The sequence below is a fragment of the Paenibacillus glycanilyticus genome (assembly GCF_023715145.1).
Taxonomy (GTDB): domain Bacteria; phylum Bacillota; class Bacilli; order Paenibacillales; family Paenibacillaceae; genus Pristimantibacillus; species Pristimantibacillus glycanilyticus_A.
In genome coordinates, this window is the sequence record NZ_JAMBNP010000005.1 from 314563 (window position 1) to 328764 (window position 14202).

At 51.4% G+C, this 14202-nt stretch carries 17 protein-coding genes; 10 read left to right on the forward strand and 7 right to left on the reverse strand.

The features are described from left to right. Positions 1–17: 17 nt before the first annotated feature. Both M3194_RS16465 and M3194_RS16470 read right to left on the reverse strand, forming a co-directional pair. Positions 18–1379 carry an arsenic transporter gene (locus M3194_RS16465; protein WP_251655157.1) on the reverse strand — a complete coding sequence of 454 codons (1362 nt, stop codon included), beginning with the start codon at positions 1377–1379 and terminating at the stop codon, positions 18–20. Positions 1380–1700: 321 nt separating this feature from the next. Then, the gene (locus M3194_RS16470; RefSeq protein WP_251655158.1) at positions 1701–2036 is read right to left on the reverse strand and encodes a winged helix-turn-helix transcriptional regulator; all 336 of its coding nucleotides are present in this window, start codon (positions 2034–2036) and stop codon (positions 1701–1703) included. A gap of 292 nt (positions 2037–2328) precedes the next feature. On the opposite strand from M3194_RS16470, the gene M3194_RS16475 reads away from it, so the two are divergent. The 3 genes from M3194_RS16475 to M3194_RS16485 all read left to right on the forward strand — a co-directional run bounded on the left by M3194_RS16475 (position 2329) and on the right by M3194_RS16485 (position 5249). Continuing rightward, positions 2329–3069, forward strand: a complete 741-nt coding sequence (locus M3194_RS16475) for a GTP cyclohydrolase II (RefSeq protein WP_251655159.1) — start codon at positions 2329–2331, stop codon at positions 3067–3069. 124 nt (positions 3070–3193) lie between these two features. After that, positions 3194–4195 carry a hypothetical protein gene (locus M3194_RS16480; RefSeq protein ID WP_251655160.1) on the forward strand — a complete coding sequence of 334 codons (1002 nt, stop codon included), beginning with the start codon at positions 3194–3196 and terminating at the stop codon, positions 4193–4195. Positions 4196–4286: 91 nt separating this feature from the next. Further along, on the forward strand, positions 4287–5249 hold the full coding sequence (locus tag M3194_RS16485; protein WP_251655161.1) for an aldolase catalytic domain-containing protein: 963 nt from the start codon (positions 4287–4289) through the stop codon (positions 5247–5249). Positions 5250–5655: 406 nt separating this feature from the next. Here the strand turns inward: M3194_RS16485 and M3194_RS16490 are convergent, their stop codons facing one another. Both M3194_RS16490 and M3194_RS16495 read right to left on the reverse strand, forming a co-directional pair. After that, a complete protein-coding gene (locus tag M3194_RS16490) occupies positions 5656–6078 on the reverse strand; it encodes a GNAT family N-acetyltransferase (RefSeq protein ID WP_251655362.1) in 423 nt (140 codons plus the stop codon). A 41-nt stretch (positions 6079–6119) separates the two neighbouring features. Beyond that, on the reverse strand, positions 6120–6422 hold the full coding sequence (locus M3194_RS16495; protein ID WP_251655162.1) for a hypothetical protein: 303 nt from the start codon (positions 6420–6422) through the stop codon (positions 6120–6122). A gap of 147 nt (positions 6423–6569) precedes the next feature. On the opposite strand from M3194_RS16495, the gene M3194_RS16500 reads away from it, so the two are divergent. The 7 genes from M3194_RS16500 to M3194_RS16530 all read left to right on the forward strand — a co-directional run bounded on the left by M3194_RS16500 (position 6570) and on the right by M3194_RS16530 (position 12063). Then, complete coding sequence (locus M3194_RS16500) at positions 6570–7868, forward strand: VWA domain-containing protein (RefSeq protein WP_251655163.1); 1299 nt, start codon at positions 6570–6572, stop codon at positions 7866–7868. A 135-nt stretch (positions 7869–8003) separates the two neighbouring features. Further along, positions 8004–8720 (forward strand): 5-oxoprolinase subunit PxpB, encoded by a 717-nt coding sequence (gene pxpB, locus M3194_RS16505; RefSeq protein ID WP_251655165.1) that lies wholly within the window; start codon positions 8004–8006, stop codon positions 8718–8720. 62 nt (positions 8721–8782) lie between these two features. Next, positions 8783–9841, forward strand: coding sequence for a 5-oxoprolinase subunit C family protein (locus M3194_RS16510; protein ID WP_251655363.1), 1059 nt, complete (start codon positions 8783–8785; stop codon positions 9839–9841). Between the two features lie 16 nt (positions 9842–9857). Next, positions 9858–10637: a LamB/YcsF family protein gene (locus tag M3194_RS16515; protein ID WP_251655166.1), complete on the forward strand. Its 780-nt coding sequence runs from the start codon at positions 9858–9860 to the stop codon at positions 10635–10637. A 3-nt stretch (positions 10638–10640) separates the two neighbouring features. Further along, positions 10641–11066, forward strand: a complete 426-nt coding sequence (locus tag M3194_RS16520) for a gamma-glutamylcyclotransferase family protein (RefSeq protein WP_251655167.1) — start codon at positions 10641–10643, stop codon at positions 11064–11066. Positions 11067–11158: 92 nt separating this feature from the next. After that, positions 11159–11347 (forward strand): hypothetical protein, encoded by a 189-nt coding sequence (locus tag M3194_RS16525; RefSeq protein WP_015842998.1) that lies wholly within the window; start codon positions 11159–11161, stop codon positions 11345–11347. 239 nt (positions 11348–11586) lie between these two features. Beyond that, positions 11587–12063, forward strand: a complete 477-nt coding sequence (locus M3194_RS16530) for an MCP four helix bundle domain-containing protein (protein ID WP_251655169.1) — start codon at positions 11587–11589, stop codon at positions 12061–12063. Here M3194_RS16530 and M3194_RS16535 read toward each other — a convergent pair. From M3194_RS16535 to M3194_RS16545, 3 genes are all read right to left on the reverse strand, one after another. Beyond that, entirely contained in the window at positions 12047–13318 is a 1272-nt protein-coding gene (locus M3194_RS16535; RefSeq protein WP_251655170.1) for an MFS transporter, read from the reverse strand. The genes M3194_RS16530 and M3194_RS16535 overlap by 17 nt on opposite strands. 100 nt (positions 13319–13418) lie before the next feature. Beyond that, positions 13419–13877 (reverse strand): MarR family winged helix-turn-helix transcriptional regulator, encoded by a 459-nt coding sequence (locus M3194_RS16540; RefSeq protein ID WP_251655172.1) that lies wholly within the window; start codon positions 13875–13877, stop codon positions 13419–13421. Positions 13878–14003: 126 nt separating this feature from the next. Then, a complete protein-coding gene (locus M3194_RS16545; RefSeq protein WP_251655174.1) occupies positions 14004–14150 on the reverse strand; it encodes a hypothetical protein in 147 nt (48 codons plus the stop codon). Positions 14151–14202 lie beyond the last annotated feature (52 nt).

Below are 14202 nucleotides of genomic sequence, written 5' to 3' on the forward strand. Positions count from 1 at the left end.
ATGCGAATACCCGGGGCTTAATGGGAAGGGTACAGCCAAGAAACCCAATAAGCCAAACATACCAATGTAAAAATAACGGTTGGCGGTATAACGAGAAACGTTACTTTCACATAGTCCTTCCAGCTAATCTTCACTTTGTACTGCTTTAGAATATGAAGCCATATGAGTGAAGCCAAAGTGCCGATCGGAAGCAGAAGGGATCCGATATCACTGCCGATAACGCTCGCCAGGTAGGCAATTTTCAGCGTCAACGGGTCCAGCTCCATATGGGTAAGAGTCAAGGTTCCTACCATGAGGGCAGGGTGGTTATTAAAGAGCGTTGACAGAAGCGAGATCAGAGTGCCCATTAATAAGCTGGCATTCATCAAATTCCCGGAGACAAGCGGCTCAAATACATGAACAAGCAGATTGGTTAATCCGATATTATTCAAGCCGTATATGATGACATACATGCCAAAAGCGAAGATCAGAATATGCCAAGGGATCTTCTTGAGTACATCCTTCGGCGGCATTTTCAAGTGAATCCAGCGCCATGCCAGCAGGATTAGCGATCCGGTAACGGCAATCCACTCAATTGGAATATGAAGATAGGAACCGGCAAATAAGCTGATGCGTACGGCAAACACAAATAATAAAATATTGCGCATAAAGCTGTTGCTGTATTTCCGGTTATAGCGTTCATCGGAAGAATGTCGCAGGGGATGGCTCGTAATGGGAAGGCGGGGAATGGTAACGGTCATCGGGATTTTCTTCGGCAGCTGGCGGTAAAAGTAAAAGAACATCAAGGTGACCAGGAACAAGAGACCTAGGGTTGCAGGTACAAACATCATTAGGGTATGCATGTACAAGTCCATATGAACGATCTTCAAAGCGATCAGATTGACGATATTGCTGACGCCTATCGGCGCGCTTGAAGCGGTGGCAACTAACGCCCCGGATAACAGATAAGGGATTTTCTGGCGGTTCTTGAGGCCAAGATGCTGGAGCATGATTAACAGTATAGGCGTTGTAATGAGGATGCTCCCGTCATTATTAAAGAAGAGAGTCATCAAAAAACATAGGAGATTGACATACCAGAACAAACGGATCCCCGAGCCACGCGCCCGTACAGCTAGTCCTTCGGCTGCCCAAATAAAAAAGCCAAAGCTCTCCAGGACAATCGCCATAACGATAGTTGCCATAATCGTTATTGCCGCTCCGCTTACCGTAGTGCCAATCTGTGCAAGATCCTGAAAGGATACTGCTCCGCTTAGTATGACCAGCACTGCGCCAATGGTCGCGGGTACCGCCTCGTTAAGGCCTCTTGGCCTCCAGAGGATAAGCAGCAAAGTAAAGGCAAATGAAAGTAGCGTGATTGTGACCGCAGCGGAATTTACCATTTGTAATCACCTCATTTCAGACTGGATGCTTTTGCGGTTTCCAGCCTCCTTTCCTCCTTATTCTCTACCACAACTATCCCTAGTAGATATTGATAGTATATTTATATGTGCCTTGTTATCGGGACGTACTAGTCTAATGAATCTATTAATCTATAAATCCGCGATTGATATAGAATGAAAAGACTATATGTTAAATTTTTATTGATGAATTGAAAGTTGCGAACATTTGTTCTATAATGAAGGCGGTAAGCTGAAAACAGCCAAATAAAAAAGCCCGCCTTTTCCCTGACGGAAAAGACAAGCTTTTATAAAGGTATTGTATTATTCAGAAAGGACTGCCGCCTGCTCCATGGGGATCCATTCTTGCGACCACTTCTGAATTTCTCTCACTACAGGCTCCAGTGCTCGCCCCTTCTCGGTTAAGGAATATTCGATGCGAACAGGAATTTCAGGATAGACCACTCGAGTGACGATCCCTTCATACTCCAAATCCTTGAAGCGTTCGGATAACAGCCTGCCGCTTATCGGAAGCGCGGCTTGAACAGCGCAGAAACGCTGCGGCCCTGCTAACAGCTGATAAATAATCAGGCCGATCCAACGTTTTCCAATGAGATCCATCCCTTTCTGCACGCGCGGACAAAGGTCAGATTGCTCCATAAACGATCACCTCGGGTTGATTTCCACTTCATTATAGTCACAATATCAAATGATTACAAGCAAACTTTTGTAGGGCTTGTAACTTGACGTCACTTAATTATGAATTTATAATTAGTTACTATTAGTAACGAAGATGTAATAAATTTTTCCATACCAGCCCGGTTAGGCTATTGGCGGATGGACCAGCCGCCTGTTGCGCGATTGCTTAATTCTCAATATACTGGTATCTACTGCAAGGATTTGGTCAATTATATGTGGTTTATTATTCAGCTAAAAAGAAGGTGCGGTAAACATGTCTAATCAACATATCTTATCGATATTAAAAAATAAAATTAAAACGATCGACAACGGCGATCATTCGATCCATGTCGTGGGTCCAATTAAGCTCCCGGTCGACCTGGACGGAGAGACCGTTACATTCCAATGGTACAGCTGGCTGCGCCGCGATATTCAGAAGAGCGAATCCGTTGAAGAGCTGATCACAGAGCTGAACAGCGTTCATTACGCAGATTTCCAGCAATCCAGCGTTCTTGTCTACGGAGACTTTGAGCAAGAGGAAGAAGTACTTATCCGGATGCACAGCATCTGCCATACCGGCGATATCTTCGGCAGCCAGCGTTGTGACTGCGGCTTCCAGCTTAAACAATCCATGCGGATGATTATGGCAAACGGTGCAGGGGCATTGTTCTATCTGGCGAACCATGAGGGCCGCGGAATCGGCTTGTTCAGCAAAGCGATGGCCTATCTGCTGCAAGAGGAAGGGCTCGATACCGTCGATGCGAATCTTGAGCTTGGTTTTGCAGAGGATGCACGGGATTACTGCGAAGCGATTCATGTCTTGAAGCTGCTCCGTCAGGCGCCTGTATCGATTATTACAAACAATCCACGCAAAGTGGAAGCCTTGCGCGAAGCGGGTATGAATATTGTGTCCCGGGTCCCGTTATGGGGAGAGGCTTCGGTTCATAATGAGAAATATTTGTCTACAAAAGTTGTCCGTTCGGGCCATTTCGAACGGGAGCTGGCGGTGAAATAAGGAACAGGCCGGACTATCGGCCTGTTTTTTTTTGCATGATGACCGAAACCAATCGATCTGTCCTGTCGTCTAATGGATATGCTCAATCTGGCATACACTATATGGAACGGAAGGTTGGGTGCATATGAACTCTCGTCTAAAACAATCCTTATATATATTACTGACGATCTGTATCGCTTTGGGTCTGATGGGATGCAGTAAAGCAAAGCAGAATGAAGATGCCGTTCGGGGAGTCCAAGAAGCCAAGGAGCCTGCTTCCATTGATGCCGTTGAGAAAAACTCGGATCAGGACGACCTTATACATAAATTCAATACGGTGGTCGGCACCGCCAAACAAGCATCGGATATTGTGTCCTTCCTAAATGAGAATTTGAACAAAGCGGGGCAGAATAATGCGGACCAGATGGTAAGGAAGCTGTATGCTTTCTATGCCAAGGATCTGCAGTCATCCCAGGAAGCTTTCTTTGGCGAGAATGTGCAAAAGGTACTGACGGAGATGGATTGGCCCATTACATCCGCCAATGCGGGCTCCATTCCCGATGAGACGGTCAGGCAGCTTGTCGTGACCAAATTATCAGGGGGCTATAAGCTTGTATGGGTAGAAGGGACTATCTATCCGATTGTGGATTACAGCAACCAACAGAAATACAGCATGTACTTGTCCAAGCCGTTAAACAGCTATATCGCCCTGAAGGCAGCGGAATCAACCGGACCGGCCGCTATGGATGCCGGACTAGTCATTACGTGGAATGAATTAGAGAACAGAGCCATAATGGCGGAGACCTTCCTGAAGGACTATCCGGATACCCCGGAATATCCCGAAGTGGAGGGGATTTATTTGGACGGCTATTTAAAAATGTATATGAACGGGCTTCCAAACACGCCAATCTTTAATTCAAGCAGCTTGAAGCTGGTAAAGGACGTGAAGGCAAGTTATGTTAATGCATCAAGCAATAATCCGAATATGATTACCGGCATCATGGCAAGCCGCTTCCTGGAAATATTGGAGAAGACTGGGGGTGTAGCCATGGTCCGCGGACCGGGCGGAATACAGCTGCTGCCGGAGGTCGATCAATTCCAGAAAAACTATCGGAGCGAGGCTTTGAAGCTTCTGCACGATACCTGATGATCATCCAAAAAACGACAAAATTATTTTGCGTTCCTCATCCATTTCAAGTATGATGGGATGTAATATATCGAACTAGAAGGAGTAGGACATGAACTCGAAAACTAGCCATTGTAAAATTGTCGATTGTACAGTCCGCGACGGCGGCCTTGTGAACAACTGGGATTTCAGCGTTGAATTCGTTCAACATCTTTATAAAACCTTGAACGAAGCTGGCGTAGATTATATGGAGATCGGCTACAAAAACTCGCCGAAGCTGCTGAAAGGCGCCGACACGGCTGGTCCTTGGCGTTTCCTGGATGACAACTTCCTGAAGCAAGTCATCCCGAACAAAGGCAACACGAAGCTGTCCGCTCTTGTAGATATCGGCCGCGTAGACGAGAATGACATCTTGCCGCGCAGCGAAAGTCTTCTCGACCTGATCCGCGTAGCCTGCTACATTCAGGATGTTGACAAAGCTCTTGAGCTGGTTCAATTGTTCCATGACCGCGGTTATGAAACAACGCTGAACATCATGGCGCTCTCCAATGTAATGGAGAACCAACTGATTGAAGCTTTCGAACTGATCAAGGAAAGCGTAGTGGACGTTGTCTATATCGTTGACTCGTACGGAAGCCTGAAGCCTAACGACTACAGCTACCTGATTGATAAATTCCAGCATTATCTGCCTAACAAACGTCTGGGCATTCATACGCATAACAACATGCAGCTTGCTTTCGCAAACACGCTGATTGCTGCCGAGAAAGGCATCGAGCTGTTGGATGCTTCCGTATACGGCATGGGCCGCGCGGCAGGCAACTGCAACACGGAGCTGCTCGTTGCTAACCTGCAAAACGCGAAATACAATGTACGTCCGGTTCTCGACATGATCGAGAAATACATGATTCCCCTTCGTGAGAAGGAAGAGTGGGGCTACATCATTCCTTACATGATCACCGGCATGCTGGATGAGCATCCGCGCTCGGCCATGGCGCTGCGCGATTCGGAGGACAAAGATAAATGCGTGGACTTCTACGATCGTCTGACGACTCCGGAAGTTGCTCATAGTAAATAGTTGTTTAAGGGCTGCCTGGGTTTAAGGCAGCCCTTGTTTATTTGGTTATTGTTTCGGGGATTGTTTATGCTCAGGAAGAGGCGTGCTTCGGGATGCTCAGGCCGGGAGATGTACCTCCTTCGGCTGCTGTTGCCATTCTGAATATGGTACTTACTCGTCTAACGAGTATTCAGAATGGCAAAGGCAGACGCTCCGCTCCTCAGGAGGTACATCTCCCTTTCTTCGCACCCTTCGCACTCTTCACATACACAACCTTCCTTGCTTCTCATAACCCATAAAGAAAGGGCTGCCTTAAAAATAGGCAGCCCTTTTTTGGGTGAGGCGTTAGTGGCGCCTGACAATGGACAGGCGCCTGTCTGAAAGAGGCAAAGAAAGGAGCTGCCGGCAATCGGCAGCTCCTTGGGAATTATAACGTTTTTTTCATGGTAACGTGGGGGATACCCTCTTCCAGGAAGATATCGGAGACCGTGCGATAGCCCAGCTTGTTGTAGAAAGGCTCGGCATGGGTCTGGCCGTTCAGCTTGGCTTCTTTGAGGCCTCCGTCGCGGGCGATGGATTCCAATGCTTCCATGACAGCGCGGCCAAGACCGTACTTGCGGTGGGACTCAAGGACGCAGATGCGCTGCAGCTTCGCAACGCCGTCTACTTCTCTGAGGCGTCCTGTTGCCGCAGGTTCGCCATTATAGAGGACGAGAACATGCTTTGCTGTTTCGTCGAATTCGTCGTATTCATTTTCCGCCGGTACGCCTTGCTCGTCCACAAATACTTTTTTGCGGATATCAAAAGCCGCCTTCAGATCCTCTTCGTTGGTAATAAGTCTCGAAGTAATTGACATGTTGTTCTGTTCTCCTTCCATATGTACAAGAGGCTTTAAGTTTCGCGCAGCTCTCCGTCTCCCCGAAGAGCAGCCGCCTGATGCGGCTCGTTCGGATGCAGATAGGCAGTTCCGTTAAAGGTCCGACCGTCCGTCGCCGTAGCGTATAGCTCGACCCGGATGTCCTCGCTTTGTCCAAACCACTCGAGCAGCTCGGTATCTTGTACCCCGTTCACATCCACATACCAGAGCCTGGAACCGTAATCCGACACCAGTACAAGCTCAGCTGACCGAAACGGAAGCTCCTTCATCTGCTGCTGGTACACAATCTCAATGTCCTCTAATTGAATAGTTTCCATTATTGCAGCCCTCCATGACTGGCATAGAACGGCGTCCGATATTGTCTGCCGGGGATGCCTGCTTTTGATTGTAATGTTGATTGGCGGTTAATGCAACAATCCCTCTTTTGGTTGCGTCTAATTAGAAAAAAAGGGGGTTTATGGAAAATGGGAATACATGATATTAAAAGCAAACTCATGACCATGATCATTTCTCTGCTTGCGCTCCTTCTGATTCTGGGAGGCTGTTCTGCTTCTAACGGGAATAACGGCGCAGCGGCTGACAAAGGCGCTCCGGCGCGCGGGACCGACAGCAGCACAACCGAATCTGCTGCCGATGACCGGGGGCGGGTCGAGAACAAGGCTTCCGAACCGGAAGCACACCAGGAAGAGGTGCGCCGCCAGGGACGGACAGACGCGCCTATCGAGGCAGGTCAGCTGACCGCGGGCGAATGGGATGATCTTGCCGCCTGGGAACGTTTCAATAATGTAATGAACAGCTATGAAGGAAGTAACAGCTCCACGCATTGGGGCTTTGAATATTTTAACCGGCTGGAGGTGTTGGTGACTTCGGACGGCCGGGCTGTATCCGATGCGACGGTTAAGCTGATCGGACAGCAGAAGGAAATCGTATGGGAAGCGAGGACCAATGCCGAAGGCAAAGCGTATTTGTTCGCCGGCTTGTTCCGGGACCATAACGACGAGCAGTTTAATCAGAGAACGCGTTATTCCGTGGAGGTGCTGGCGGAACAACAGAAGAAAAAGGTGTCCAATATCGAGGTTCCGGGTCAAGGCGCTCTGAAGGTGGATCTTGACGGCGAGCTGCCTGTATCGGATCAGGTGGATGTGATGTTTGTCCTGGATACGACAGGCTCCATGCAAGACGAGATGGACTACCTGGAAGCGGAGCTGAACGATGTCATCACGCGGGCCAAGGAGCAGCATGCCAATCAGCTGGATATTCGGATGAGCACGAATTTTTACCGGGATATTCATGATGACTATGTCGTGAAGGCGAACCCTTTTACAACCAACATAGATCAAGCGGTACGGCTCATCGCGATGCAAAAAGCGCAAGGCGGCGGCGATTATCCGGAAGCGGTTGAGCAGGCTTTGCGAAACGCGGTCAGCGAGCATAAATGGAGCGAGAATGCGAGGGCCAGATTGCTGTTCCTTGTACTGGATGCGCCGCCTCACCACGAGACCCAGATCATGCAGGAGATGCATAGCGTCATAGCCGATGCGGCGAAGGAAGGCATCCGGATTATCCCGGTCGCGTCAAGCGGGGTTGATGCGGATACGGAGTATTTGCTGCGGTTTGCGGCTGTTGCAACGGGTGGCACTTATTTGTTCCTGACCGATGACAGCGGTATTGGCAGCGATCACCTAGAGCCTGCGGTAGGCGAGTTTGAGACCAAGCTGCTGAATGATCTGCTGGTTGAAGTTATTAACCGGTATGTGCATTGATATCATTAGCAAGGGCTTAATCATGGGAGAAAAGGAGCTGTCTTCATGGGACAGCTCCTTTTTCTGCGTTCGGGATGGCCGCCATCACGGATTTCTTTTACAATGGGGAGAAAGATGAGAGCGGGGGTGCGGATCATGACTGTTCAGGTAACACCGCTTGGCGACCGGGCAATTGTTCTAAAGCAGGATGATGCAGCGGGCGCGGCCGGCTGGAAGCAGATGGCGGATCTTGCTTGGGCGCTTGAGCAGCAGGGCGAAGCATGGATTATTGAAATCGTGCCGGCTTACGAGACCGTAACCGTGGTGTATGATTCCGCCTTGCTGTGGCGGGAGATTGAGATCGGACCGGAGGCAGACAGCCTTCTGCCGTACCAATTGGCGGAGCGTAGGCTGAGATTGCTTATCAAGAATGGAAGGACGGCGGCTGAGCGGGATGTACAAGGAAGAAGGATTGATCTTCCGACCTATTACGGAGGAGAATATGGCCCGGATCTGGAGGAGTCGGCAGCGCGTGCGGGGATGACGGCGAGCCGGTTCATCGAGGAGCATTCCAAGGCGGAATATACGGTAGCCATGATCGGGTTTATGCCGGGTTTTCCGTACTTGAGCGGATTGCCCGAGAAGCTGGAGCAGCCGAGAAAGCCGGTGCCGAGAGCTGTTGTGCCTGCTGGATCCGTTGGTATTGCCGGGAAGCAGACCGGCGTTTATCCGATTGCGACACCGGGAGGCTGGCAAATTATCGGTTACACGCCAATTGCGATGTTCAACAAGGAGCGGAAGGACCCAGTGCTGTTAAGAGCGGGGGACCGCATCCGGTTTATTCCCATATCCGGAGGTGAAGGCAGCATATGAAGGAGCAGGGCAATAGAGGCGAAGCTGCTGTAAATATCGGGGCGGAAGGCTCGCGCGGCGGAATAAAGGTGTTAAAAGCCGGTCTGCTTACGACGATTCAGGATTTGGGAAGAACGGGCTACCGCTCGTCCGGGATTACGACAGGCGGGGCGATGGACGCTTATGCGCTCCGGATGGCCAATCTTCTTGTTGGCAATGAAGAAGGGGAGGCCGCGCTTGAGGTAACGCTTATTGGACCGGAGCTTGAGGCGAACACCGATCTTCTTATCGCCGTCTGCGGCGCTTACTTGGAGCCAACAATGGACGGCGAAGAGCTGCCGATGTGGCGGCCGGTCTTTGTGCCGCGCGGCGCGGTGCTTCGCTTTGGCCGCGCCGTCAGCGGCTGCCGCGCATACATAGCGGCAGCGGGGGGCTTCGGCGTGCCGCGCGAGCTCGGCAGCCGCAGCACGGATGTGCGCGCCGCTCTGGGCGGGCTGGCCGGGCGGCGCCTTGCCGCCGGCGATGTCCTGCCCTGCGGCGCAGGGCAAGGCGCAGCTGCCCCGTCCCGCTGGGCAGCTGCTTGGGCCACGGCGCTGGCGCGGCAGGGCGAAGCCGCCGCCGCGTCAGCGCCGGAAGCGGCCGGCCGCCGCCTGCCATGGGCGGCCGCGCCGTGGTTTGCGCCGCCGGGAGCCTATAGCGGCGGCGACGGCGAAGACGGCATCGTGCTTCGCGCGATGCCGGGGAGCGAATACGGGCAGTTCAGCGTTGCTGCCCGCGAAGCCCTGTTCCGGGAGCGGTATACCGTCGCTCCCGCCTCGGACCGGATGGGGTGCCGCCTGACGGGCACCCCGCTTGCAAGAGAGACCCGTGCGGAGCTGCTCTCGCACGGGGTAACGCCCGGCGCCGTGCAGGTTCCGCCCGGCGGCGGGCCGATCATTCTGGCCGCCGACTGCCAGACAACCGGCGGGTACCCCAAAATCGCGCATGTCGCAGCCGTCGACATGCCGCTTCTGGCCCAGGCGAAACCGGGGGATACGATCCGGTTTCAGCCTGTCACACTAGCCGAAGCGCAGCGGCTGGACCGCCGTCGCGAGCAGGACATCCGCTATCTGGCCGCTGCAATACGCAGCCGCCAGCCATAAATGAAAGGAGCACGACATGGCTTCTACGACTAATCGCGCAGTTGATCTCAATTGTGATTTCGGAGAGGGGTATGGCATCTATTCCTTCGGACAGGATGCCGAGCTTCTCCAATATGTAACAAGCGTAAATATCGCCTGCGGCTTTCATGCCGGGGATCCGCATACGATGCGCACCGCCGTCAAGCAGGCAATAGCAGCCGGCGCTGCGATTGGCGCCCATCCCGGTCTTCCGGACCGGCTTGGCTTTGGCCGCCGGGAGATGCTGGTAACGGCATCTGATGTCTATGACTTTGTCTTGTATCAGCTTGGCGCACTTCAGGCATTCGTCCGGGCTGCAGGCGGGAAGCTTGCTCATTTGAAGCCGCATGGCGCGCTTTACCATATGGCGAACCGGGATAAGCCGATCGCGGAAGCGATCGTGAAGGCTGCGCTGGCTATGGATGACCAGCTGATTGTTTACGGCCAATCCGGAAGCTTGCTGCTGGATACGGCTAAGGCTTGCGGCCTGCCTTCCGCCTCCGAAGTATTTGCGGACCGGGCATACGAGCCGGATGGCAGCCTCGCATCCCGCGGCAAGCACGGAGCTGTTTTGCAGGATGCCGATGAAGCAGCTGCGCAGGCGGTAGCCATGGCATCCCAGGGTACCGCGTTTACGCCTGAAGGTGCGCCGGTCAAGGTTCAGGCAGATACGATATGCCTGCATGGCGATGGCGCTCACGCGGCTTTGTTTGCTTCCCGTATCCGGAAAGCGCTGGTCAAGGCCGGCATCACTCTCCAGGCACCAGGCAGGACATGAGGCATGGAGACGCGAGAGAAAATAACCGTATTTGTGTACGGCTCCTTGCTGCCCGGCCTAATCAACCATTTTGTTATCGCCCCTTTCCTAATAGACAGTGAGGAAGGCGTGATAGCCGGGAGGCTGGTGGATGTCGGGGCTTATCCTGCCGCGGTAAGGGATCAGGCAGCCCGGCTGAGCGGCTCACTTATTCAAGGCGTATGGTTCACGATTCACCGGAAGGGACTTGCTGTCCTCGATGAGCTGGAGGAGTTTGTCGGCATTGAGGAAAGCAATGACTATGAGCGGGTTTGGGTCCAGGATGAGAGAAATCCGCAGCGTGCGGGCTGGGTTTATATTTGGCCGGAAGACCGCGGATTTCCGCCGGTGCCCGGTTCCTTTTGGCCGGACCATCTGGATCAATTGACCAGTAAACCAAAGCTTTCATGAAATGTTAATTTTCTGCTAGACTGGAATCACAAAATCTCCTAAAATTAGATATGATGTAGTGGCATGATCTAGGGCTAGGGGAGAGATTAACTATGACTGAAGATGGTATTACGGGAGAATTCTTTGAAGGTTATAAGGTCACCTTCCCCATGGGACGATATGATGTATCGGTCTATATGACGAAGGTATATTATGAAGCCTGGAAATACTTCAGAGATGCCGAAATTACAGATGTCTGGGTGGAAGAGGTTAAGCTGGATCTGGTGAAATTTTTGAAATAAGCGGATAGATGTTAACAGGAGGATGCGCCTTGCGGAGGGCATTCTCTTTTTTTTTTTTTTTTTTGCTTCAAAAGTCTGGAAATCCCAAATTTTGTACTAATTCACATTAGGTCAAATCTCCTGAAATAAGGATTGATTATGTTGTTAAATTATGGAATTAGTGGAATAAAGCGAAAAGCTCTTAACTTTTAGGAAACGCATCCGAGTTATGTATCGAACTCACGACAAGAGGTGTAGGAATGAAGTTGACCGTAAGCAGGAAGTTATTTATGGGGTTTGCCATTAAGAAGGAGCAGCTTAATGCCAGGGGGTATCTGATTGTTAAGGACGAGTCCTCCGCGCAAAAGTTCAACACAGCTCATGAAAGCTTCTTGACGTTGAGCAGAGAGCTCGGCGATATCATCAAGCTGCCTGAAGCGAAAAAGCTGCTTGCGGAGCTGATTGAACTGGAGAAGCAATTCCGTGAGATTGCGGTTCGGGAGATGCAGCTGAAGGATCAGGATAAAACCGATGAGTACTTGAAGCTGCTTACCACGCAAGGACATGAAGTCGCTGCGTCGTTTGACAGCAAGATGGATGAGCTGACGGCGTATCAGCAGAACGTTATGGATGAAGGTCACAAGTCAACATCCGTTCCCGAACAGCAAAAAATCTCGGACAATTCCTTTCAAAGGAACAGTCCGAGGTTTTTTTATCCGCTTAAGCCTGAATCGTAACATCCTTGCGTTCCGCAAGATGTCTTTTAACCCGGATAGCCATCAGTGAGGCGAAGAAGCAGGTGAAGCCCGCAATTACAAAAGCCTGCGAGTAGCTTCCGAGCCAGTCGCGCATGACGCCAGCGCCATAGGCAGCGACTGAAGCGCCGATCTGATGGGCCACGACGATCCATCCGAAGATCATGCCCGACTTCTCTCTGCCGAATGTTTCACCGGCAAGCTTCGCCGTTGGCGGCACTGTAGCGATCCAGTCCAGACCGTAGAACACCGAGAAAACAACAAGCATAGCCGGAGTGGCATTAAGCGCATAAGGAAGGAACAGCAGGGACAACCCTCTCAGCCCGTAATACCAGAACAGCAGCCAGCGGCTGTCGAACCGGTCCGACAACCAGCCGGAGATCGTTGTGCCAAAGAGATCAAAGATGCCCATCATTGCCAGCAGTCCGGCAGCGGCCACTTCCACCATCCCATGATCGCCACAGGCCGCAATGAGATGAGTGCCGATCAGGCCGTTTGTCGAAAACCCGCAGAAGAAGAAGGTTCCGGCGAGTATCCAGAACGTTTTATTTTTCATCGCGTAAGCAAGATTCTGAATAGGAGACAGGAACAGATTCCCCCGGAACGGCGTTGGCTCAACGATCTCTTCCGTTCCGTAAGGAGCGGCACCAACATCGGACGGATGATTCTTCATCCAGATCGCAACAATGACGAAGACCGCAATGATACCGGCAACCGCCGTATACATCGCATACCGCCAGCCGTAATCGGAGGTCATCTTTGCAAGCAGCGGCAGGAACAGCAGCTGACCGGCGGCAGCGCTCGCTGTAAGCATCCCGACAACCAGCCCTTTTCGTTTCACAAACCACAGATTGCTGACCGTTACGCCAAGCACGTTCGCCATCATCCCTGTTGCAAGACCGGAGACAACGCCCCACAGCAGATCAAACTGCCACAAGGCAGTAATGAACGGGGTGACCGCAAGGCTGACCGCAAGTACCGACAAGGATAAGAGAACAACCTTGCGGATGCCGAAGCGCAGGAGCAGGGCGGCAGAGAACGGACCAACCAAGCCGTACAATAGAATGCCGATGGAGGCAACACTTGAGATTTCACCCCGGCTCCAGCCGAATTCCTCCTGGAAAGGAATCATGAGTACGCTAGGCATGGATCGGATGCCTGCCGACACCAGCAGCGTTACGAAAGTGAGCAGAACGATGATCCACCCGTAATAAAATTTGCTTTTAACCTGATTCATTATTCCGCACCTCTATTTTGTTTGTACATACAAACGTATGATGGTACAAAGTCCCCATCAAGGAACTTCGCTTGGGACCTTGCCTGGAACAATTATGCACTTACTTTTCTAACTGCTCGCTTGTAGACTCTTGGGTTTGCGTCAACATCCTTGCTACATCAGAACCGAGAATCTCTTGATAAGTATCATGAAGCCGCTTGGAAGCAGCACGTATGGAAGGCTCCAGCTCACGGCCTTTATCCGTCGGATAGACGAGGACGGTCTTCCCCTGCACCTTGCGCTCTACAAGTTGTTTGCCTTCCAGCTTATCGATAAACCGGGTTAGAGTGGAGGGAGTAATATACAGCTTTTCGGAAAGCTCCTTTTGCGTAATGCCGGGCTTTGCGACAACGAGCCGAATCACATAACCGTAGCCTGGCGCAAGGCCTGTCGTTGCAAAAGCTTCATCTGCCATCCGGGTAATCGCTCTGCTCAGCCGATTAGTTGTGAAATAGAGACAGCTATGCAGAAAGCCTTCATTATCCTCTTCGTACGCCGGGAGATTTATTTCGTTTGTCATATCCTATGCCCTCCTTGCCTATTGATGACTTTTATTTTGTATGTACAACAAAGATAAGTAAAAAATAGTTCCCTGTCAATAGAAAAAACGCCCCCGAGCCAGAAGCGGAGGCGTAAAGCAAGTAAACTACTTATTATCGTCCTCAGACTCATAAGCGATTAAGCTGATCGTGGATCCCATCTGATCGGTCAGCTTTTGCTCCAATTGACGAATTTCTTCAAGTGCTTCGGTACGGTCCTCGAGCTCTGCCAGCTTGAAATGGTTATTAGTCATTTTGCATCCCCCCTCTATTTCTCATTGTGCTCGCAGTCGAACGTTCTTATAC